The sequence below is a fragment of the Mycoplasma imitans ATCC 51306 genome (genome assembly GCF_000518305.1).
GTDB classification, from domain to species: Bacteria; Bacillota_I; Bacilli_A; order Mycoplasmatales; family Mycoplasmoidaceae; genus Mycoplasmoides; species Mycoplasmoides imitans.
Window position 1 is genome coordinate 4,622 of record NZ_KI912417.1, and the last position, 24,187, is coordinate 28,808.

Sequence of the window (24,187 nt, forward strand, 5' to 3'; positions counted from 1 at the left end):
ATAACTCGTTGAAGGGTCGTGCTATATAAATTCATTAATAACAAATAAATCAATCTATCTTAACCCATTCGAATTCCTTTCGAGTGGGTTTTTTTGTGTCAATAAACATAATCAACAATAAAAAAAAATCTTGTGTGCGAATACAAGATTTTTTTTATTGTTCTTCTTTTAACTAATTATTCTAAAGATTTTGTAATCTTCCATAGATATAAATCTAAGAATAATACAACTTCATCTAAAGTTGGTTGTACACGATAAGAGATTTCTTGCATATTACCAACAAAGTTTAATAATGTTTTAATATCTTCTTTTAAAACTTTAAAAGCATCTTTAGATGTAACTGGTTTTCCGCTTACTTCTTTAAGCATAGAGTGTTCTAACGCTTCTTTAAAACTGCCAAGAGCAGCACCATCTAACATTACGATTTTTTCTGCAACTAAATCGACTTTATCAGCACCTTCTTCGTAAAGTTTACCTAACTCTTCATGCATTGGGAAAAAATCGTGTCCTTTCATATTTCAGTGGAAGTTTCTAACTTTGTTTCCAAATACAAGTAATGAAGCTTGTAGAGTTAATAAATCTTTTACATTTTTTTGCATATTGTTTTCTCCTATTTTTTAAGGATATTTAATTTTATCATAAAAATTAGTCATATAATTTCTGATCAAAAAAATAAATAATCCCTAAAAATAGAACTTTTACTAACACAATAAGAAAAAATAAAGGTACTAAACCGTACCTTTATTTTCATTTAATTGTTGATCAGATAAACTATTCACTTTAGGAATTAATTCTTTATCATCTGCTTTAGTCGGTTCTTTGTCGTCTTCTTCTTCAATTTTTGTATTAAGATTTATCTTGTTTTTACTTTTAGCATAAAAGAAATAAGATAAGAATATAACAAATAAGATTGCATATGTGCTAATTACAATTGTGTTTTCAACCGTTCAGGCTTGTCCAACTAGGAACGGGAATAAGTAGATAAAACTAGGCACAATAATAAACAACACAGAAAGCCCGTACGCTAATAGTTCATATCAACGAATATTAGTCATTTTCTTTTGAATTACCAACACAAAGATCGTAATAAACGACAATACGTATTGGAATAAAAACGCGATCGTACCCATATTAATTACACTCGTAAAAAAGTTTCGATTTAAACTTTTTACAAATAACGGCAACAGTGTAAAGATAAACATCGAAATGATGATTAAAATTACATGAGTAATAATCGCATTACGGTGTTGGTTAAAGCGGTTTGTTCTAGATAAAAAAGCTGGAACAAAACCAATTTGAGATGCTGATACTAACACTTTAGGGTTAGTCAATGTACTTGTCATCGTACTTGAAATGTTAAAAAACAATAAGTAAGTTAAGAACATTACTATTCCAAAAGTTTGTAATACCCGCCTATAAACATCAATAAAACCACCACTAATCAAGTTTAAGTCTAGGTTTAAAAATAAAATATAACCTATAGTATATAAACCAATAATTAATAGGATGGAGATAATTAATGCTTTAGAAAACTTATTAAACTTAACACTGTTAGCAATATTAGGAACAGTTTCCACCCCACCAAAGGCAAACATGAACGTAATAATTGACGAGAAGATTAAATAAGCATTAACATTCTTGACATTATTAAAGTTCTGAACAATATTAGAACTATTTTTAGATACTAAAACGATTAAACCGATAAAACCAAAAATTAAGCAGATCCACTTAATAATAGCAGTTGAAAAGATAAACCACTTTGATACTTTTACTTGTAAGGTTACAAGTAAAACTAAACAGATATAAAAAGCAATCGAAACTGCTCTAACAATCCATAACGTTGTTTCGTTATCAGTCAATACCCTAGCAATATTAACTAAAAACAACGGCCCAGTAGCTGCAAATAGCGGTGCTTTAATATACTGGTTAAAACCAGTAAAACAGGTTAAAAACTTCAAATTAGTTTTCTTTGCATAAGAAATTGAACCACCTGTTTCATTAGGGAATGCACTAATTAATCTTGAAAATGCAAACGCTGTTGCAGTGGCAATAAATGAAGTTAAAAATAAGATCGGAATCGCTCAGTAACCAATTTTAACAATATCAACAATTGTAGCAATAAAACCAAAACCAACAATATAGTTTATCGTTAATAAGGCAAATGTGCGATCATTAAATGCTTTTTTAGACATAAAAAAATTATATTAAAAATACTAAAAAAACGTATAAAACTACTTATTAATCGATATATTTTGTGCAAACAAATCTTTGGATAGATTATTTTTTGCAAAATATCAAGAAAAAAATGTATTTTGCTATCTAACTAAATTGCTCTTGTCTTAAAAAAATAAGCAGATTTTCTGCTTATTTTTTTCTTGAGATAATAACCTAATTATTTCGGATTGGGAAACAAAGCAGTTGTGTAATTTGGCCCATATAAAGCAATTAATCGTTCTCGATAAGAATGTACTTGCTTTGGGTATTTGGTTTTATCAGTTCCATCGATTAGGTTATATGGATAGATCGTAATTCTTTCGTTCTTTGAATTGATTGTCGTATACTGAACGTTTTGCACAAAAGGCGCATATAAAATCATATAACTGTTGATCCAACGATTATTATCATCAAGAACTGGTGTTAATGGTTTATCACCAAATAATAAACCGATTGGTAATCCTTGTTCGTTGATCGTTAACGATCCACTAATCCCACCAATTGGTTGAACAATACTTGGTTGTTCATAAACAACACCGTAATAAGTAGAACGTTGCTCTTCATTAAATGTTGTCCCATGATCGGCAATAACATTACCGTTATAGTCGGTATTTACTAAAATAAATTTACGTGAAGCAACTGGATATCTTTGTGGTAATTCACCAATTGTAGACGGATATGTATATGTAGGTAAATTAGTTGACGTTTCAGTAACTTGCCTGTTTACAAAATAAGGGAAACCAGCATCAAAGAATTGAGACTGATTATTGTAATTTACTTCTCCGATGTATTTTTTAATATCATTACTTAACTCTGTTAATCTAGTTGAGTTTTTTATTGCTAACGTTGGTTCTGTAATTGGTGTGACATAGTTTTGTTCACCATCAGGATCTAAAAGATACTTTTCTTTAAGATATCTTAATGTTTGATAATTAACTGTTGCATAAGGAATACTTCCATCAGTTAATCACAATTCATTTTTTGGTTTGTTAACAAACTTTTGAATTGATCGATCAACAGCAGCGATTGCATTCTTGATATGTTCAGTAATTAATTTTCATTCTATGTCAGCTTGTCGTTTTTCCTGAGCTTGAACTGCTGCTCGATTAGTATCATCAGTAGGACTGCGATAAACTACTTCATTTGCTGGAATAGCAGCATTAAGATCAACATCAAGCTCTAAAACAGCAAAGTCACTATAAAAATTTCGCCCATTCCCATAAGGTTGAGCATCTTGTGTCATGTAGTTTTGCCCTAAGAAAACGATCTTAAAACCTTTATCTGCTTTAAAGAACCTTCTTGCATATTTATATTTATATTTGGTTCGAGTTACAACATCTCTAACATTTTTATTATTATCCCTACTAACATCAAAAGTAATAGCACTAGTTTTTAATGGGTTACTATTTACTCTTTTTGTTTGCTTATAAATATCTTGATCATCGTCACGATATAAATCTACAGCTACGTGATAATTTGTTCCAAAAAACAACTTATACTTAGCTTCAGAAGGATTACCAATTTTCTTATAGTCTAATAATCACAAAGTACCCCCTGAGTTAGCACCTTGCTCATATTCAGTTATAAAACCAAAACTACGATCAAATAGGTTATGGTAAATATCTCTAATTATCTGAGATTGCGTATCAATAGGAAACGAACTATCATGATATTTAACTAGATCTGGATAAGCTGAATAATAATCATTAATCTCTGTTAATGAATTAAATGTAGTTGCATTTGGATCTTCTTCTGGTTGATCTACCTCATCATTTGTATCAACATGTCCAGGATTAGTTGGTGTTGATGATTGATTTGGTTGGGATGGACGTTGCGGATTTTGTGATGGTTGAAACGGCTGAACGGTTGGAGATTGGTTATTATTTACCGAACTAGATGGTCTGCTATTATTATCTGAATCAAGTGTATTGTTGTTTGATTCTGAATCGGTATTATTTGATATAACTTCTTCAGTTTTAATTATTTTAGTACATGAAGAAACTAATGGCAATACGCCAACCATACCTACAATTAATGTAGACCATCACTTCAATCGATGTTTCTTTTTCATATTGTTTACAAACAAATAAAAGTTAAGTTGCAAACATATCGTTCTTATCTTGATGTCATTATATTATTTTAAAAATAAGATAAATTTTAAAGTGTTTTAGTTAAGCTAAATGTGGGTGAAAGGATTATTTACTAATTCTTTTGCACAATTGTTTTAAAAATATCTAATTTTTTAAAATAGTGAATTTTTATATAGAAATAAAAAACAGCACATCGTCTGAGTGCTGATTGCTGAATATTAGGAATATGAATTATTGAATTGTTTTAGGTAAATAGAAAATAGGATTAAAATGATTCAATAATGGCACTAAACACATATTTTGATACTTTCGACACCCTAACGATAAAAGGTGTCGTTTTTGTTATTTTAGTGCGACACCCCTAGAGTTTAAAAGCGACACCCTTAATTAAAAATGCGACACCCCTAATAAGAACGACACCCCTACAATTTAGTTCCATTTAAAAAGCTAGGATTTTTATTTACCAGCTTCAACTTTAATTTCTATTCCGCTTTTAAACCTAAATAACATCGATTTATCTTTTTCAACCAACATGTTATCTATAAGCAAATTCCACATTTCCTCATCAAATTCTATGACATCAATATTTAAGTCTTGAAGGCTATTTATGAATAAGTCTATACCTCTTGCCTTAATATTCTTATCTTCTTTTTCTTCCAAAAGGGCATCATATTTTTGTTTAACTTTATTATAAGATTCTTCTAATTCTTCATATTGTTTGTAATACATTACTTGGTCTTGAGGAGTAGTTGCATTCGATTTTACAAGGTTATGAACCTTAGATGCAATTTTATCCATCTCTGTCTGTTTATCTAAAATTGCTTTATCTAAATTTTCATGATTGCATAATACAATTTTAGTTAAAAGTAAGTCTTGTATATATATCTTTTTTCTTTATAAATTCGTGATATGCTTTTACAAGCATCGACTTAATATATTCCTCATTTAGTGATGGAGTTTGGCATTTATGTTCTTTCCTTTTGCTAAACTTAGCATTACACTGCCAAATATATTTTTTACCCACATCAGTTGAATGCCATACTTTTTTACCATAGAATTTCCCGCAATCAGCACATATTAATTTTGAAGAAAAACAGGAATTTGAACTCTGATAACTTCTTCCTATTTTCTTACGTCTTTTCATTTCAATTTGCACTAAATCCCAATCTTCTTTAGTTATTATTGCAGGATGTGAATCATGAACATAATATTGTGGAATTTCGCCATTATTCTTCTTTGTTTTGTGCATCAAAAAATCAACAGTAAATGTTTTTTGAAGTAATGCATCACCTTTATACTTTTCGTTTGAAAGGATGCTATTTATTGTTGTAGTTAACCATTTCTTACTTTTAGCTTTGTTAGGTCTTGGTACATTATTTTCATCTAGATATTTAGCAATTGCACTAGCAGTAAGCCCATCAAGATATTTTTTGTATATCGTCCTAACTGCTTCTTCTTAATCGATTTCAATCTCACCATTGCTACCTCTTTTATAACCTTTTCTCATTTACTAAAATATGGCATATACCTTTTTTCTCAGAATTACCAAGCCATCCTGACACATGTTCTAATAAAGAATTTAAGCTGATGGTTGTAACGTGTTCTAAAACACAATTCATTCTTTTGTAGCTTGTTTCATAATCATCTTCTACTTTATCAATAACGGCATTATATGTATCTTCTTCTAATCGAGTAAAACTCCCCAGTTTCTTTTCAATCGACGCATCCTTTAATGATTCTCTAATGCCTTCTGCTTTAAAATAATCAGCTCTGTATCGATCAAATTTCTTTTTATATTTCCCATAATCAGCTTTACTAATTAGTTCATCTTTTGTTATTAAATCAACTCCAGCATCTTCAGCAAACGCCTCTAAGATTGCTGTAACATATATCATTTCTTCTATTTTAATTTCGCTTGGAATTTCAATTTTAACTGCTTTTGGTAATTTATTTACTAAATCAACAATTGCTTTTTGAGTATCTTGAATGCTCATAACTTTTGCTTTTTTAGGTTTTTTTACACTAGTTAAATTATTATTTTGTAGAGCATAAATAAGAGCTTTTGGTCCTAATCGTGTTAAATCATGATTTTTTTCATTTAATAAATATTCTTTATGTTCTGTGCTTAAACTATCATCTTCGTTTAAAAGTTTTTTTATATCTTCAAATACTAAATCATAAGCCTCATCATCTAATAGTCGTTCACAAGCATCTTCAAAATTATTTGAGATAGCAAATAGATTGGAAGGATCGTTTGCTGCTTTTTGTATATTTTCATAAATATGAGTTTCACCTTTGAAAAATTCAATTAGTTCCTTGCTTTTAAAAATATATATAATATATATTTTTAATCTTATTTTTTACTCCAGGAATAGAAGTAATTGTATTTAAAAGGAAGCGCGAAATAGTACTCATGTCTTTCTTACTATGATTTTTAAAAGCATTACAAATTGATGAAAATGTCACTTTTTTCAAATTAATCCCCTCCGATTATAATAATTTGTTTATTTTATCATTCCTAACTCTCTCATTTTTTCTTCTCTAAGTACGCTTAATGTTTTGTTACTATTCACAGGCCTAATGAATGCATAACCTTGTCCTGCAGGCCAGCCAGTAATTTCACAGCCATAAACATTTAATGTCATTATTTTTCCATCATATTTAACGTGTTTACCATCAACTATAGTCCCAACCTTTTCAGGATGAGATATAACACAAATCTTATCACCAACATTAATAATACCTTGCTGAATGATCCAATCGAGTCGTGGTAGTTTTGCTCTAGTTCTAATTTCTTCAGCCTTTTTTTCATCCTCAACTTCAGCAGTTGTTGGTTCAACTAACACTAGATTTCCTTCTAAACCATTAATCTGAGCGATAGTCTCGAGAATTGAATAACCATCAGAAGCACTCATATTATAAAACTCACGTTTTCTAGTTTTACCATCGAACTCCTCAATTGAACGTAAGTTAGGATTTAATTTGTCGATCATTTGATGAAGTTTCATGTCAGTAAGTCTTTTTTGAACTTTATAATACGCATAAAGTCTAAATGCAAAAGGTATACATTCACTTCTATTTAGTTCTTTTAATCTTTTTGTTACATCATCCGCATAACCTATTTTCACATAATCAGGAAATGATGGATTAGTTAATATATAAATTACACCTTGTTCCATGATTTTAACTTCCTATTAATTAAATATTTTTTCTAATGGTTCCCAGTGATCATCTGACATATCCATAACAAATTCAGTATTATTAATATACAAAGAATTATCTAAATCACGTACAAAACCCCATTTTACTTTTTTGGTGTTTGCATACTCTTTGAATGCATTAAATTTGTTTTCAATCTGTATATCAATATTGCGGTTTACTCCACCTGTTTCACAACCTTTTGTCTCGATTATCCAGATATCTCCGTTCTTCTTTTTCACAATATAATCTGGATAGAAAAGCCACTGTTTGTTAAAACCATCTAGATAAACAACAGAAAAATATTGTTGACCTGAATCGCCATTTTTATATACCCAATCAACGCTATCATCTTTTTCACAATATTGTTCAAAAAGCTGCTCTGATGTGCTTCTAATCAATTTTGTATTAAACTCAGAAGTATATCCACTATATGCGTTGCTTAAATAATCGACAACTTTCTTTGCACTAGGATCAAACTTGAATATATCTTCTACTGGTATACGAAATGTAGCAGTTTTAGTTGTTTTGAATTGTAATTGTTTTGCCATACCAGCACTAATTTTTCTAAAATCATCAATTTTCATTCCTGCTTCTTCAAAGAGTGCTACAAGTTTCTTCTTTGTTTCCATGTTAGGTTAGAACTTTCCAGTCTCCCATCTACATATAGAAACATAGGTCACACCTAGTAATTTCGCTAACTCTTGCTGCGTTAAAAACTTACGTTCGCGATATTCTTTTATTTTCTTTGCATAATTAAACATTACAGCACCTCGCAATTAACATAATTTTAACACAAATAATACCAAAAATACAGGTATGAAGTTAGATTTAGTAAAAGTTTATCTAGTTCAAGTAATCGTTTATCTAGTTCTACTAAAAGTTTACGCTAGTGATATTAATGGTTTACACGAGTGGGAAAAGTTTAGCTTGTGCTAACTATTAGTTTCGCTAATGTATAAAATATAGTTGAATTTTACACTCATTAAACTATTTAAAATTAAAAAATACCCTAAATAAGAGCAAAAATAAAAAAAATCCGACACCCCTAAGAGTATCAGAATTAGTGTTTAATAATGGAGCGGGTGATGGGAATCGAACCCACATTAACAGCTTGGAAGGCTGCAGTTCTACCATTGAACTACACCCGCTTAATGGTGCCCAAAGCCGGACTTGAACCGGCACGGTATCGCTACCCCAGGATTTTAAGTCCTGTACGTCTACCATTCCGTCACTTGGGCTAAAATGGTGACCCACCCGGGGATCGAACCCGGGACCCTTTGATTAAAAGTCAAATGCTCTACCGCTGAGCTAGTGAGTCATTAATGGCTGGAATGGATGGGATCGAACCATCGCATGATAGAGTCAAAGTCTATTGCCTTTCCGCTTGGCTACATTCCAATGGTGGGCAGGGACGGATTCGAACCGCCGAAACCAAAAGGTGTCTGATTTACAGTCAGAAGCGTTTAGCCACTTCGCTACCTACCCGTTATTACCCATAAAATTATAACATAAATATTATAAAATCTAGATTTTTATTTTATTAGGTTTAAACTTTATGGATCTGATGAATTTTTCTTGGTAATTTTGATTAAAGTACGATCTTTTTTACCGTAACTTTATAAGGGTGTTCAATCCCAATTACTTCAGCTGAATCACCTTCTTTTTTATCCATTATTGCTTTAGCAACTGGAGATTCGTGTGAGATCTTATTATCAGCTGGATCGCTTTCAATCGGACCAACAATTTCGTATGTGTAGTTTTGTCCATCTGAGTGATCGTGGATTGTTACTTTAGCACCAACGATAACTCGTTTGTTTTTGGTGTCAACTTCTTTAATAATCTCATAGTGATTTAAGATATCTTTAATCTCTGCGATACGACTTTCGATCTCACTTTGAGTTGCTTTAGCCGAATCATAGTCCGCGTTTTCAGATAAGTCACCTTGTTCGCGCGCTTCTTGAATTAATTTAATAACATCAGCACGTTTAACGTCAACTAAAAGTCTTAGTTCTGCTTGAAGTTTCTTTAAACCTTCTTGAGTTAATAAGTGTTTTGTTGTTTTTGCCATACTATTCTAATCTTAAATTAATAATGATGATATTTTTTCGTTAGTAGTTTTTATTTATAAAGTATTCGGATAAATTGCTTCTTGTTGTTGAGATGCACTTTTAGCTTGCGCTTCTTTTTTTAGTTTTAGTTTTTGCGCTTTTTGTTTTCTTCTAATTGAACTGATTATGATCGCTTTGAAGATTGCATAGAAAATTAAACTAACTAACAATGAACTTACAAAGCTAATGCCTAAGGGAATAAAATAACCAAAAAAACCTGCTTTTAAAGGGCTATTGTGTGTTCCCAAAAACGAATCAGTATTATATAAAACTGGAATGAAGTTTTTAATCTTACCAAATACACTTGAAGGATCAGGTAACATCCTAGCAAACTCGTGATAAGTCGAACTTCCTCATTCATAACTATTATCGCGGTTAAATCATTCTAATGCTTGCTTAGAAAAGAAGTTGTTATACAACTTCACCGGGTTGTATTGCTTATCGTATCATAAGAAAGCTAAGAACAGATAAATAAACCCAATTAGCAATACTAGAAATAAGAAAAAGAAACCAAATCCCATACCCACTTTTTGGGCTCTTGTAAGTTTTATGTTGCTCATTATTCTAATAATAATCGTTTAAATTATATTCCTATTTTTTATTTTAAATAAGAATATATTTTTATCGTCGATATCCCATGATTCTTAAGATATCAATAAATAGGATAAATAATCTAAAGAACAAGACAAACGAAGTGTAAATAACGAAGTTTGTAACTAAGTTTTCATTATCACTTAACTGAATTGATTCAGCCACTTTTCTAGTCATAAACGATGATAAGATTAGTGCTAATACTGAAAATACTAAACTTACAATCGTAATGATTAAGAAATAAACACTAAACAACCCTTGATTGAATCCAAAGATGAACACGATATTTACTAATAAGATCATTACCGTGCTGATGATGAATAAGATAAATAAAAATTTAGATAATTTAAATCCCGCACTGTTACTCATCTTATAACCTAAGAATGAAGTAACAATATAAACTAAACCAACGATTAATAACGCGGTGTTAATCTGGGTTAAATCAAGACCTCTAATCCCTTGGATATCATATCGACCAACAGATAATAACACACCACTTAAACCAAAAGTTAAGAAGATTCAAGAAAACAGATAAACACTAACTAAAGTTCTCATCGAACGATAAACGTTTAATCAGAATGATGAGATAATTACGATTAAAAACCCAACGGTTAAGCTAACACTTGAAGCGATTAAAAACCCAATTGAAGTTGATAAACCCGTTCTTTGTGCTACAGTTGTTATGATCAACGCAGCAAAAAAAGATAATAAGAAAGCCAACCCTGCATACAGGTGTGACTTTAAGAACGCTTTCTTAACAAAGGTAGTTTCTTGTTGCAAAAACGAGTTGGGAATAAATTGTCGATTTAACATATTTTATCTTTTAGTAACTATTAAATTATTATATCAAATTATTAATTATAAGAGCTTTTGATCAGTTGTACGAATAAAATACCACCCATATGGGTGGTAAGTTATTTTATAGATTAGATCAAAATAGTTTTTATCTCTTAAAGATTTTATAAGATTAATATTCTAAGATGTAATCAATAGGTTTGGTTTGATCAAGTTTATTGATTCCGCCAAGTTCTTTTAGTCTGATCAAAAAACTATAACCAACAACTTCTGATTTAGCTTGTTTAACTAGTTTTGCGATCGCTTCTACAGTTCCAGCAGTAGCTAGTAAATCATCAACGATCATCACCTTTGAATTAGGTATGATTGCATCTTGGTGAATCTCAATAACGTTATTCTTACCATATTCAAGATCATAAGAAGCGCTAAAAGTTTCTCTTGGTAATTTCTTTTCTTTACGCACTAAAACAAAGGGTAGTTTTAGTTTATTGGCTAATGGTACACCAAATAAGAATCCGCGAGATTCTGGTGAAGCGATCACGTTTGCTTTAGTTTTTCTTACCACCTGAGCCATCGCTTCAATTACTTGATCAAATAAAATTGGATCTAATAAGATCGGGGTAATATCATAAAACAAGATACCAGGTTTAGGGAAATCTGGTACGGTTATGATTGTTTTTTTGAGTTGAGCAATTAGTTGGTCTTTCATATCATTTAATTATTTTCTTTATGTTCGTGATAAACAACTATAGTTGCACGTTTATGCAAGTTGATTCCTTCGACTAATTGTTCATCAATTAGATCAAGGTTCTTTTCTTCTTGTTTGGTTTTTAGTGAAACTCTTGATCAGTAAATCGCGTTCGTGTTTGATTTTTTAATCATCAATAAACCGATTAATGGGTTTAGCAAGAAGATCGCATTAATATTAATTAACACCATATTAAATAAGCTAAAGCCACCAAAATAAACTAATTGTTTATTTAGATCATCAGTAATATTTAATCCACTACCTCCATAGTTTAGACCATAGAAGATGAAATAAGCAAGTGTTGATATAATTGTTGAATAAAGATATAGATCAATTATTGCTATTGCTGAGTTATTAACGATCTTTTTAACTGATTCGGGTTTGTAGATCTCTTTTAGATTGAAATAAGTGTATAGGTTTGTTGTTACAAACACGAAGTTGGCTAACGAATAGATATAACTAAACAAGCTAATTAATAAGAACAGATATCCATAGTCCGAACTTACGATTGTTTTAGTTAAGAACAACACACCTAAGATAACACTAAAGTTAGCTAAAGCATGAACAAGATAACCAATTACCACGATCCATTGATATCTTAATAAGAAGTAAGCTAAACCAATTAAGGTGGTTGATCCTAATGCAATTAAGATCGTGTTAAGTGAATCGTATAAGCTATCACTATTAATAAAGAAGGTGCGGTTATTTAAGTTGTATAATGCAAAGATTCCCAATCCGATTAAACCAACGAATAGTAATAAAGCAGCCAATGAGCGTTTGCTCATGATTTGATACTTGTAAGTTTTACTAAAGGTCTTATCAACTTGTTCGTCAATTGTTACAACAAGATCATTAAACGCCATCGCATCTTTTGATAGGTTACCAGAGATCATACTTAAGTTCTTGTAAGTATGTTTGTACAGATATAGTTTTGGCGAAAAATTATTAATAGAATTGAACACCTTAACTAATAATACCGTCAACCCATAGTTAATAAAGAATCCGATCAAGCTTGAGATGATTAACAAGATTCCGATTGATTGCGATTCGTATTTAGAAATAAACGACATGAACAACCCAATTACTAACTGAATCAGATACAGATCAACCGCTTTTAAGAACGTCTTATTATGGGTTGACCTCCACGACTCGAGCAACGAAATCTTATTACTTACGTTGCGCTTGAAATTTAGGTTCATAAACAACTGCACTAAGAAGTTAAAGATAATCACCCCGATTAATCCAGTTAAACTAAACATGTCAACAAACGCGTTGAATTTTGAATAGATTAAAAAGGTTAGTACTGCTGATAAGATCAAACCAAAGATCCCAAAGAATCCTTGAACCTTAAATCCAGCAATCATGATCAATGCTAATACCAATAAGATAATTCCTACCGCTAAAAAACCCGATTGATATTGGTTAAGGTTTGTAAACGTTTGTTTGATTAATGGTTGGTTAATTGTTGAACTATTTTCAACAACATAGAACTTGTTATTAGCACTACTTTGTCTGATTAATGTAGCTAAACTATTAGCTTGGTTAAAATTAATCGTTGCATAAGTAGCAGATGGATTCAATCTTTCAGTTAAGCTTAATACCCCATCACCATTATTGTTAATGGTGATGTTAGTTGGGAATAGATTATTTAATAATTGAGATTCCGATCCATCAACATTAGTTGTTCTTAATTCATATAAGATAAACGGAGCAAACAGACCACTAAAATCAGTTGGTGTTGAACTTCTTGGGTTTCTTGAACCTTGAGGTGTTGTTATCTCTTCGGGTTTATCTTTAGCATCAGCAGCAGCTGCTACATAAGCTTTAGGTTCAGCATAAATATAATAAAGATCATTTAGTTGGATATCTTGTGCTGATTTAAATGGCGCTACTAAGTTCTTAACATTAGCACTTGGTTCATACCCACCAGTTGCATGTAAGAAGTTTCATAATGCTTGTTCGGTATTACTTAGAGCAAACCATTGATTTGAGTTTTGTACAACATTAAAGATACCTCTTACGTAATTTAATGCGCCAATTTTATCGTTTCATAAAACTAGGTTTCTATTACCTAATACATCAGTGGTGTTGTTTGATACGAACAATCTGTTCTTAATATCTTCAACACTACCTTGACCGTTTGATGTGAAATAATCTGAATTTCTAGGGATTAGATTTACGAAATAATCTAATACCTGATTACTATTATCAGAGTTTGCTGCAAACTTCTGATTATTTTTTAATTTAACTTCAAAAGTAACTCCAGAGTTAGCACTAGCTGCACTTGGCTGGATCACTCGAATTGAATTTTTAATAATCTCACTATTATCTAACAACACATAACCATCAGTAGTTTCTAAAGTTAGGTTATATTGATTGTTAAGCGTAGTTTGAATCGTTCTTTTTAAACGTTCGTCAAAGATTCTTTGACGTTCGTTTGGACTTTTATCTAAGGTTTTATTAGCCGAAATTACCAATGCTGGTAAGGTTTTATTACTATTTAATCAAGAACTATCAACGTGACTATTAGTTGGTAGGGGAACGTTGTTTTTAAAAGCAACATTAATTTCAGAAAACCCTAATGCAAACAGTTTTTGACTATAGCTATTAGCTAAATTAGTAAAAGCTTGTTGGGGAATTAACTGGGTATCATCAACATTACGCGGTTGACTAAAATCAAATGTTTGATTGCGTTGAACTGTATCATTTTGATTTTGGTCAGTTTTCATCTCAAATGGTGAAAAATAGATCGTGGTATTAATATCGCCATTATAAAAACGTCCTTGAGGTGATAACTTAGCCGTTTGGATACTACCAAACGTAATTCCAACGATTGATAGTACTAATAATATAAAAATGATAAAGCTTTTTAATAGATAGTCAAAACTTACTTTCATAACTGGTAAATTATAACATTTTGATTTTTTTAACTAATGAATCAAACAAGGCTTCAGACGCTGTTATCTTAGATGAAAATTCGGGGTGGTATTGACAACCCACAAAAAATGGGTGGTTTTTTAATTCAATCGTTTCAACCAAATTCTCTTGTTGGTATACCCCAGAAATGATGAATTCTCCATCATTAAATCTATCAATATAATCATTATTAAATTCATAACGGTGACGGTGTCTGCGCTTGATTCAATCTTGTTGGTAAATTGATTTAATTAACGTTTGTTCTTTTAAATTAATTAAATAATCACCCAATCTTAAACTTCCACCAAAGTTATCACCTTCTTGGTTCATCAACTTAAAGATCGGATAAGGGGTGTTTTTATCAAACTCACTTGAATTCGCTTTATCTAAACCCAAGACGTTGCGCGCATATTCAACACATGCTAGTTGCATCCCAAGACAGATTCCTAAAAACGGAATCTTGTTGATTCTAGCAGCTTGGATAAACTTGATCTTACCTTCAACCCCACGCGAACCAAACCCACCAGGAACGATCACTCCATCATATTGTTTAATCTTATTAACTACTTCTTCTAAATTAGCTTGATCATATAATGATGATTCAATCCAATCTAACTCTAATCTAACGTTATTATGATACCCCGCTAAATTGATTGACTCAATTAATGAGATATAAGCATCTTTGAATTGGGTATATTTACCAATAATCCCGATCTTTTTAACGATATTATCTTTATTGTTAATTTTATTAACTAGATCATTTCATGCATCTAGTTTAATATCAGGATTGATTCTTAGTTGTAACTTGTTAGCAATCTTATCATGAACTTGTTGGTTATATAAATATTGCGGTAAATAATAAGTATTATCTAGATCAATCGAGTTAAAGATATTGTCTTTATCAAGATAGGTTGCTCCAGCAATCTTTAACTTAGTTGTTAGATCTAATTCGTTTTTAGATCTAACAACTAAAAAATCGGGATTAATTCCCAAGTTATTTAACTCTTTTAGTGAGTGTTGAAGTGGCTTGGTCTTTTGTTCGCTATTAGATAAACTAATGATTGGCACGACATGGATAAATGCCGTGTCGTGCTTATCATTTTCGCGCACGATTTGTTTAATCGCTTCAATAAATGGAAGCGATTCTAAATCCCCAATCGTGCCCCCGATTTCACAAAAAACTAAATCACAAACCTGGTTATATTTATCATTAGCAGCAGCATAAATCCGTCTTTTAATCTCGTTGGTAATATGGGGAATTAACTGAACGGTATTACCTAAATACTCACCCTTGCGTTCTTTATTAATAACACTAAAATAAACTTTACCAGAGGTAACTGAAGACTTTTCGTCTAGATCTTGAACTAAAAAACGTTCGTAATAACCTAGATCTAAATCGGTCTCAGCCCCATCTGAAGTAACAAACACCTCACCATGTTCATAAGGTGACATCGTGCCCGAATCAACATTTAGATAAGGGTCTAACTTTAAGATGTTGATCCTAAAGTTTTGGTGCTTGAAAATACTTGATATTGAAGCAATAATCAAACCCTTACCAACTGAAGAGTAGACTCCGCCAGAAACAAAGATATATTTAGTTTTTTTAGTATTCATTCAATAATTATAATAAGTTTCAATTAAAAGACATGTCTTTTAATGTGATTTCATCCATGATGAAATTAAGGTGGCGCATATCTTGAACATAAATCCCAAGATCTGCTATAAACGTATTGTTTTTCTTATCCTTAGTCACATTAAGCGAAAATAGCTTAGCATTATTATTAATAATAATTAACAAGATATCATTAACCACGTTACCGCTTCAAGCTCCTTGAAGCTTAACATAACTGCGAAACAATCTTGGTCGTGCTTCAAGTTTTTCATCGCTTCAGTTAAGCGCAATAATCTTTTCATTGTTTAACTTCTTAATGTTCTTGCAGTTGGGCGAGTGAACATTAAGAATGTTTTTTTGGATTAAACCTGCTGAGGGAATGTATGGTAAGATTGAACAGCAGCGACTGATCTTAATACTAGCAAAATTGATCCCTGGGATCTCTTTAAAATAAGAGTTAAGAAATAACCATTTTGCTTTATGTACTTTGAGTTTTTTTAAGACCTTTTTTCAATTGAAGTTTTTTGAAAAAAACTCATATTGTTCGTTATCTCTAAAGTTAATCTTATTAACGTATTTAATGTAATCACTCAAACTGTTAAATCCCAAGATCTTGACTCGGTTTAAGATATCTGTTGACGAGATAAGGTTGTTTTTGAAATACTTTCTTAGTTTTTCGACAAACTCTTTTTCAGAATCTTCATACTGATTAAGTTGTTCAATGATTGCGATTAACTCTTTTTTGATGGCCGGGTTTTTAATTCGTTTTAACCAGCTCTCATTAATCTTGATCTCATTACTATATTCAAAAGTAACCACATCACCATCTTCTAACAACTTATCAAATAAGATATTATCGTTTGAACACATAATCTTATCTAGAAAGATAAACTGCTTAGGATCAACCCGATAAGCTAACTCTAATGCTGTAACTGATGATGATAGCGAATAACTCTTATTGTTATTTGATACTAATACGTCAATCAAAGATCCTTTTGTAAGATCTTTGATTAAGGTTAGATCACGTGCCCGTTTTTCATTAAAAATATCAACTTGAAACCGGTTAAGCACTTCGGTTTTATATTCATCAGTTTCACTGATGTCAATATTGAGTTTATATGCTCAGTGAGATGCTAGTCCTAAATTGGAATTGCGATCCATATTTTTGGTTCGAATTTGCACTTCAATAAGTGTTCCATCAACTAATACAGTAGTATGAATTGATTGGTATAGATTATTTTTAGGAGCACAGATATAATCTTTAAATAATCTTGGAATGTATTTGAAGTTTAAATGCACAAGCCCTAAAACTTGATAAACATCAAATTCGTTTTCAACGATAATTCTTAGTGCGTAAATGTCGTGAATATTTTTAACATTTTGACTATCATGACGGTAATTTAATTTTTGATAAGTCGAATAAACGCTTTTGATTCTTGAAGTAAGTTCATAATTTAGATGGTTACCATCTAAGATCTTTTTAATTTGTTGTTCGAAACTAATTCATTTTAATGAATTGTTAAGTTTGTGCTCGTTGATTAGTGATAATGTATCATCAAATGCAGTGGGATTAATAATCTTAAAAGTTAGATCAAGTAATTGCGTTTTGATCCAATACATTCCCAATCTACCGGCAATTTGCGCGTAGATGTCAAATGTTTCTTGAGCAATAATCTTTTGTCGATCTGGTTTTAAAAATTGGATCGTTGATAGGTTGTGAAACCTATCAGCAATCTTAATAATAATAGGTCGTAAGTCTCTTGAGATCGAACTAAAAACACGGATTGTGTAATCTAATTCATTTTTGTGTAATAATAATCCTTCACGGTTTTTCTTGGCTTCAGATGAGATCTTAGTAACAGCTTTAACAAGATCAAGCACATTATTATTAAACGTGGATGATATCAAACGTTTATCAACACTGGTATCTTCTAATAAATCATGTAATAATCCCGCAATGATCGTATCATCATCCATTCTTCATTCGGCTAACTTGATTGAGGTTTCAAGTGGATGAATAATATAAGGTTCACCACTTTTACGCTTCTGTTCACCGTGTCAGAATTTAGCAAACTCAAAAGCTGAGATAAACTTCTTGATACTTGCTTCAGAATAATTGTTTTTAATTAAGATTTGTTTGAAATCTTCTAAGCGGGTATTAACTGATTGAAAATCCATTATTGATTGTTATTTATTGTCTTTAACTTTTAAATAAAGTTCATTTAAGAATTGTTCGTTGATTACTTCAGAAGGTGAATTGTTCATCAGATCAAACCCTTGGTTATTCTTAGGAAAAGCGATTACATCACGAATTGATTTCGACTTGGTTAAGATCATTAACAAACGATCTGAACCGATCCCAATTCCACAGTGTTGGGGAGCTCCATAGTGATAAGCATCTAATAAGAAATCAAACTTGTCATTAACTTCAGCTTCTGATAACCCTAATGAGTTCATCACTTCTTTTTGAAGTGATGGATCTGTAATTCGGATTGCTCCACTACCTAGTTCAAAACCATTTAACACCAAATCATATGAAGCAGCTTTGGCGTTAGCTTTATCTTGATTAAATGTTTTTAAATATCTTTCATCAGGTGCTGTAAACAAGTTATGCGCTGATTGGTAAGAGTTGGTCTTATCATCCCATTCATATAATGGTCAATCAACGATCCATAAGAATTTGTATTCATCTTCGTTTGCTAACTGATAAATCTCATTAAGTTGGCTTCTTACCGCACCCAATGATTTATTAATTACATTAAGATCATCATCACCAACAAAAAAGATCGTTCCCTTCTTGTTTGATAATCCTAATTTTTTAAGATCATCAACGGTGATAAAACGTTTGATTGATCCATCAACTATTTTGTTATTTTCATAACTAAACCAACTTAAGGCTTTAGCATAATTATCCTTAGCATATTTTTCTAACACCTTATGTTCTTTAGATGAAATCATTATTTCATCTAAAACGATTGCTTTCAAGCGGTTTTTAGATGCAAATTGTTTAAACACAACAAAGTCGTGGTTGACAAACACCAAGCTTACATCGATCAATTCACAACCAAACCTTAGATCTGGTTTATCTGTTCCATAACGATTCATCGCATCATCATATTTCATGCGTAAGAAGTTAGGTTCAATCTTAATTTTCATTAGTTGATCAAAAAGATGGATAAACATCTTTTCAATCAGATCAAAGAACTGTTCTTTTGACATGAATGAAACTTCCATATCAATCTGAACGTGTTCGGGTTGACGATCTTTTCTTAAGTCTTCATCTCTAAAACATCTTGAGATTTGGAAATATCGCTCAAAACCACTGATCATTAATAGTTGTTTGTAAATCTGCGCTGATTGGGGAAGCGCATAAAACATATTAGGGCCTACACGTGAAGGGACCACATAATCGCGTGCACCTTCAGGGGTTGTTTTAGATAATATTGGTGTTTCGATCTCAGTAAAACCGTGTTTAGCTAAAAAGTTTCTCACCACCAAGAAAAAATCTGAACGAAACTTCATATTTTTTTGCAACACCGGTCTTCTTAGATCTAAATATCGGTATTTTAACCTAACATCTTCAAGCGCATCAGTAATATCTTCAATAATAAATGGTGGCGTCTTAGATTTTGAGATTGTTGTAAGTTTGTTAATCAACACCTCTCGATCACCCAACTCTAAATTAGGATTAGCTACTTTTTTTAATTGAAGGTTACCTTCAATTAAAACTAGATCTTCTCTTGATAAACTACTATATTCATTGTTCTTATCTAGTAGTTGGATTAAACCTGATTTATCAGCTAGTTCAATGAAGTTGAAATTACCCAACTTACGAATGTTTTTTACTCAACCAACAATCATCACTTGTTGGTTGAGTAACTGATCATTTTTTAGTTCAATAATAGCTTTACGGTTGGTGAAATCTAATGTTTGGTACATAATTATTTAATAAAATCCTTTCGCTTAATTGTTTGTTGGGTTTGATTGTTTAAATTTTTGATTGTGATTGTTTCATTATCTCATTCGTCATTACCCATAATAATGAGATGATTAAAGTTTGCTCGAAGAGCATACTTGATTGCTTTATCAAGTTTAGTTAATTTATTATGGTAATAAACGTTGTAATGATGATTAATTAGTTGTTCGGATAATTTAATTGCATCTATTTCTTTATCTTTAGTTAAATTAATTAACAAGTATTTATCTTTTTGATTTGATGAGATTAATGATTGTTTAAGATCATCATCAAGATAAGCGATAAATCGTTCGATACTTAAAGCAAAACCGATTGCTTTAAGTTCTTTATTAGTTAATTCCTTAATTAAGTTTTGATAACAACCACCACCAATTAATGTACTTTGAGCTTGGTCGTTATTGGCTAAGATAAACTCAAAAACTAATTCAGAATAATAATCTAATCCTCTAACAAGTGTTGGGTTAACTTGATAATTTAGTCCTAAACTATCAAGTTGGTTTAAGAATTGTTTGAACTGAACTTTTTCTTCATCTGAAATAAACTGATCTATTGTTGGTGCGTTCTTAACAAAATCTTTGGTAATTTCGATCTTATCATCAAGGATCCTTAACACACCATAAGAGTTCAAACGTGAGATTGACAACTCGGTTAATTGATCCTGGTACTTGATAAAATATTCGTTTAAATGATCAACTCATTTTTTTCTAGAATCAAAGTTCCCCAATCAGTTGATATTTAAAACACAATTAAATTTAAAGCTATCCAAGATCTTTTTTGCAAACAAAATTGTTTGCAAATAATCAAAACGATCAAGTTCGCCCACTAACTCAATCCCGTATTGATAAAACTGTCGCATCCTACCTTTTTGAGGGCGTTCATATCGAAACATCGGTTCAAGATAATACAACTTTAACGGTAGTGGTTTTTGATCTAATAATTTGTGTTGGTTAACTGCACGAATCACACTCGCTGTACCTTCTGGTCGTAGCGCTAATTTACGTTTGGAAAGATCGTCAAATTGGTATAACTCTTTCTTAACGATGTCAGAGTGCTCAAGGTTACGACTAAACAACTCTGCATGTTCAAACACGGGAGTTTTAATTCTTTGATAAGTATAATGATCTGATATCTTGATGATTTTATTTATGATCGCGTTAAATAAAATCATCTCATCATCAAATCAGTCAATTGTTCCTCTTACAGCGGTTATCTGTTTATTACTCATTATTCTTAAATCAAATAAAACTTAACAGTTTTAATAATTATAAAAAAAAAGAAGTAAATTAACATTTACTTCATTGCTTAGTTGCTATTAGGTTATTTATTTGAATCGGGAAATCCGAATTGTTGAGTTGGTGTTGTTCTTGTTTGATTGCTTGAATAACCACCTCTAGTATTAGCATTACGTGAATCGTTAAATGGTGGTCTTGGGTTTTTTGAAACAAAACCAGTTGGATTTTGACCACGGAATCGCGCTGGGTTTACATAAGGCCCATAATAACGTTGGGTGTTGTTAAACCCATTAGCTTGACCAAATGATGTTGTTGGCTGAATACGCATCGTTGGATTAGCAAATGGAGTGTTTGGTGGCTGGTTTATTCTTACCGTTTGGTTGTTTGGTAATTTATTACCCATTCGTTTATGATCTGAATGCGGACTATATAGTTGGGTTTCAATCTTTTGATAGATTATGTTCACCGAATCGTTTAGTTTATCAACTTTACGATTAGCATTCCTAAATAAATCTAATGAGACTTTTTTAGTCTTTAAGATTTGCACTACAATCAAGAAGATAAATAAGATGATTAAAATTAAGATTACAACCGCTGAGATAACTACCGTGGGAAGGAAATATACCGGATAAGCATCTAATTTATCATAGGTGATTGATGGGAATGCTAGGTTGATAAGTCTTTGATCAGCAGAATAATAATTCCCATCAAAATAGGGAAACTGAACTTTTAATCTTAGTGTTTGATTATCAAGTGCTTGAGCTATCACTCTTGGTGATCAATCAATCTCACCAGGAGTGTATTCATATAATTTTTTAAGCAATAAATTATTATTGCTTAAACTATTAGCACTCATTGTATTAAGATTTCGATCAACTAAATATGAATCTGGTTTAAATTTAATAATTCCCCATAATTTAGTTCCATTTGAATTAGGGATATTATCAAAACTTGGGATCCCGTTTTCAAAAAAGCTAGCTTCTTTAAACTGGTTAGTTAATCGATCGCGATAGATTAAATTAAGTTTAATACTACTACTATTTGAGATGAAACTATAAAATGCTTGATCACTTAAAACTAAGTTTAAGAAAATTAATCCTTGTTTATTTGATTGGTAGATTTTGGTGTAATTAATTGCTAATGCACCATTATTAATCTGGCTAATACTTGGATTAATCTGATTAATCCAACTAATTGATTGCTTTGGATCAAAAAAGCTTAACCACCATTTTGAATCTCTAATCTGAATACCAGTTAAGAGATCAAACCCTGACATCTGAACGTCATCTCGAATTAAAGGATAAACTCGTTGGGAGATCAGATTATAACTATCAGGCGCAAACACGAACCCAATGATCTCAGATTTAATAATTAAAATCCCTACTAAATTGGGATAATTATTAACCACATGATTAGAATTATCTTCTAGAACAGAATAGTGATAAGCAAACTGACTATTAGCATTAATTCTGGTTGTATCTAATCTGATCGTATTTGAAGCGCTAAAGAACTGGCTAATGATATTAATGTTGTTAGTAATCTGTGCAACCTTAGTTTGACTAATTACACCACTAACAAATAGGTTAGAATAATTGGGATTATCACTATTATAGAAGTTCGAACTAACTTTATAACCAAACTGATTGTTATTAGTAATCCGACTTATTGGTACTGGAATCAACCCCAAATGCAATGAGTATGTTGCTGTTTGTTGGGAACTTAATAATCCTTCATTATTAACCAGATTTTGCTTAACAACATTCACTCCAGCCACAAAATAAGCAGGACTGTATAACCGAATGTTGTTTATTACAAACTGCGCGCTAGCAGCGTGGTTGGCATTATTTAAATTGTTTATTGATCAATTTAAATCAGTAAGCCCATATAGTTGCGGAAAGATTGTAACTAAATTTAGTTCGTTATTAAGATTAAAATCATTTGCTTGATTAATATCAAACAAATAAAACCATAATGATAGGTTTTCATTATTACCAAAAACACCCAAACGGTTATTAATGAATACTAACCTACTAATTGAGTTGTAATAAAAGTAGGTAATATTATTTAACAACGAACTGTTACTAGGTTTGTCGAGTAAACCTAATAACGTATTGTTAGTTTGGTTTTGCTCAAACCCAATGCGACTGTATAAAGTTGCAATATCTCTAGAGAACCGATAAGTACTTAATTGGTAAGTTTTAACAATATTTAACGTGTTGTTTTCATCTTTTAGTTGTAATACATAAGCGGGTGAACTTACTGTTAATGTAGTTAAACTAGTTCCACTAATATTAACAATAGGATTTTTGATTAATAAATAATAAAAATCTTGCCTTAGTGTATCAGCTACAAAATCAACAGTTTGGTAGTTAATAAATGTGTTTGCAAAGTTGTAATTATAATAAACATTACCAAACACATCCATCTTAACCACACCCGTTTTTGTTAGTACAAAATAATCATTTTTACTATTGGTTACGTAATGATTGTTATTAGTTTTTAGTTGTTGATAATCGTTGTTATTATCAGCAACTAATTGAGCTTGGTTAGTTAATGAAGTTGATTGGTTATTTGCTGGATTGTGATGATCAATAGATCTATATAGACCTAGAAGCAAAAACAAAGCTAAGATAAGACTTAAAATAATCTTAATTATATGAGTTATCTTAGTGGTTGCAAATTGCTTTAAGATCATTGCTATATT

The 24,187-nt window shown here is 31.2% G+C and carries 19 protein-coding genes and 5 tRNA genes; all 24 read right to left on the reverse strand.

Features of this window, described 5'->3' with window-relative positions:
- Window positions 1-176: 176 nt before the first annotated feature.
- The gene (locus tag P690_RS0103200; protein ID WP_027122319.1) at window positions 177-599 is read right to left on the reverse strand and encodes a Dps family protein; all 423 of its coding nucleotides are present in this window, start codon (window positions 597-599) and stop codon (window positions 177-179) included.
- Window positions 600-728: 129 nt separating this feature from the next.
- On the reverse strand, window positions 729-2,192 hold the full coding sequence (locus P690_RS0103205) for an APC family permease (RefSeq protein ID WP_027122320.1): 1,464 nt from the start codon (window positions 2,190-2,192) through the stop codon (window positions 729-731).
- Between the two features lie 200 nt (window positions 2,193-2,392).
- Window positions 2,393-4,285 carry an MIP family Ig-specific serine endopeptidase gene (locus P690_RS0103210; protein WP_084318540.1) on the reverse strand — a complete coding sequence of 631 codons (1,893 nt, stop codon included), beginning with the start codon at window positions 4,283-4,285 and terminating at the stop codon, window positions 2,393-2,395.
- 475 nt (window positions 4,286-4,760) lie between these two features.
- The gene (locus P690_RS04200; protein ID WP_027122322.1) at window positions 4,761-5,102 is read right to left on the reverse strand and encodes a hypothetical protein; all 342 of its coding nucleotides are present in this window, start codon (window positions 5,100-5,102) and stop codon (window positions 4,761-4,763) included.
- 58 nt (window positions 5,103-5,160) lie between these two features.
- Complete coding sequence (locus P690_RS04205) at window positions 5,161-5,742, reverse strand: recombinase family protein (protein WP_307129955.1); 582 nt, start codon at window positions 5,740-5,742, stop codon at window positions 5,161-5,163.
- A gap of 52 nt (window positions 5,743-5,794) precedes the next feature.
- Window positions 5,795-6,298 (reverse strand): ABC-three component system protein, encoded by a 504-nt coding sequence (locus P690_RS0103225; RefSeq protein ID WP_027122324.1) that lies wholly within the window; start codon window positions 6,296-6,298, stop codon window positions 5,795-5,797.
- A gap of 510 nt (window positions 6,299-6,808) precedes the next feature.
- Window positions 6,809-7,483, reverse strand: a complete 675-nt coding sequence (locus P690_RS0103230; RefSeq protein WP_027122325.1) for a GIY-YIG nuclease family protein — start codon at window positions 7,481-7,483, stop codon at window positions 6,809-6,811.
- A 15-nt stretch (window positions 7,484-7,498) separates the two neighbouring features.
- The gene (locus P690_RS0103235; protein WP_211231649.1) at window positions 7,499-8,134 is read right to left on the reverse strand and encodes a hypothetical protein; all 636 of its coding nucleotides are present in this window, start codon (window positions 8,132-8,134) and stop codon (window positions 7,499-7,501) included.
- Between the two features lie 6 nt (window positions 8,135-8,140).
- A complete protein-coding gene (locus P690_RS04660; RefSeq protein ID WP_084318546.1) occupies window positions 8,141-8,266 on the reverse strand; it encodes a helix-turn-helix transcriptional regulator in 126 nt (41 codons plus the stop codon).
- 313 nt (window positions 8,267-8,579) lie between these two features.
- Window positions 8,580-8,653 (reverse strand) — tRNA-Gly (locus P690_RS0103240).
- A gap of 4 nt (window positions 8,654-8,657) precedes the next feature.
- Window positions 8,658-8,743 (reverse strand) — tRNA-Leu (locus P690_RS0103245).
- Between the two features lie 5 nt (window positions 8,744-8,748).
- Window positions 8,749-8,823, reverse strand: a tRNA-Lys gene (locus P690_RS0103250).
- Between the two features lie 5 nt (window positions 8,824-8,828).
- Window positions 8,829-8,903, reverse strand: a tRNA-Gln gene (locus tag P690_RS0103255).
- 1 nt (window position 8,904) lies between these two features.
- Window positions 8,905-8,990 (reverse strand) — tRNA-Tyr (locus tag P690_RS0103260).
- Window positions 8,991-9,093: 103 nt separating this feature from the next.
- A complete protein-coding gene (gene greA, locus P690_RS0103265) occupies window positions 9,094-9,573 on the reverse strand; it encodes a transcription elongation factor GreA (protein ID WP_027122327.1) in 480 nt (159 codons plus the stop codon).
- Between the two features lie 54 nt (window positions 9,574-9,627).
- Entirely contained in the window at window positions 9,628-10,173 is a 546-nt protein-coding gene (locus P690_RS0103270; RefSeq protein WP_027122328.1) for an MG319/MPN454 family protein, read from the reverse strand.
- 61 nt (window positions 10,174-10,234) lie between these two features.
- Complete coding sequence (locus P690_RS0103275) at window positions 10,235-11,017, reverse strand: hypothetical protein (protein ID WP_027122329.1); 783 nt, start codon at window positions 11,015-11,017, stop codon at window positions 10,235-10,237.
- 154 nt (window positions 11,018-11,171) lie between these two features.
- Window positions 11,172-11,708, reverse strand: a complete 537-nt coding sequence (locus P690_RS0103280; protein ID WP_027122330.1) for an adenine phosphoribosyltransferase — start codon at window positions 11,706-11,708, stop codon at window positions 11,172-11,174.
- Between the two features lie 5 nt (window positions 11,709-11,713).
- Entirely contained in the window at window positions 11,714-14,644 is a 2,931-nt protein-coding gene (locus P690_RS0103285; RefSeq protein WP_027122331.1) for an MPN396 family protein, read from the reverse strand.
- A 10-nt stretch (window positions 14,645-14,654) separates the two neighbouring features.
- A complete protein-coding gene (locus P690_RS0103290; protein ID WP_027122332.1) occupies window positions 14,655-16,277 on the reverse strand; it encodes a CTP synthase in 1,623 nt (540 codons plus the stop codon).
- A gap of 7 nt (window positions 16,278-16,284) precedes the next feature.
- Complete coding sequence (locus P690_RS0103295) at window positions 16,285-18,453, reverse strand: RelA/SpoT family protein (RefSeq protein ID WP_027122333.1); 2,169 nt, start codon at window positions 18,451-18,453, stop codon at window positions 16,285-16,287.
- Window positions 18,454-18,462: 9 nt separating this feature from the next.
- Window positions 18,463-20,214, reverse strand: coding sequence for an aspartate--tRNA ligase (gene aspS, locus P690_RS0103300; RefSeq protein ID WP_027122334.1), 1,752 nt, complete (start codon window positions 20,212-20,214; stop codon window positions 18,463-18,465).
- Between the two features lie 2 nt (window positions 20,215-20,216).
- Window positions 20,217-21,476, reverse strand: a complete 1,260-nt coding sequence (hisS, locus tag P690_RS0103305) for a histidine--tRNA ligase (protein WP_027122335.1) — start codon at window positions 21,474-21,476, stop codon at window positions 20,217-20,219.
- A gap of 92 nt (window positions 21,477-21,568) precedes the next feature.
- The gene (locus tag P690_RS0103310; protein WP_027122336.1) at window positions 21,569-24,178 is read right to left on the reverse strand and encodes a hypothetical protein; all 2,610 of its coding nucleotides are present in this window, start codon (window positions 24,176-24,178) and stop codon (window positions 21,569-21,571) included.
- Window positions 24,179-24,187: the final 9 nt, after the last annotated feature.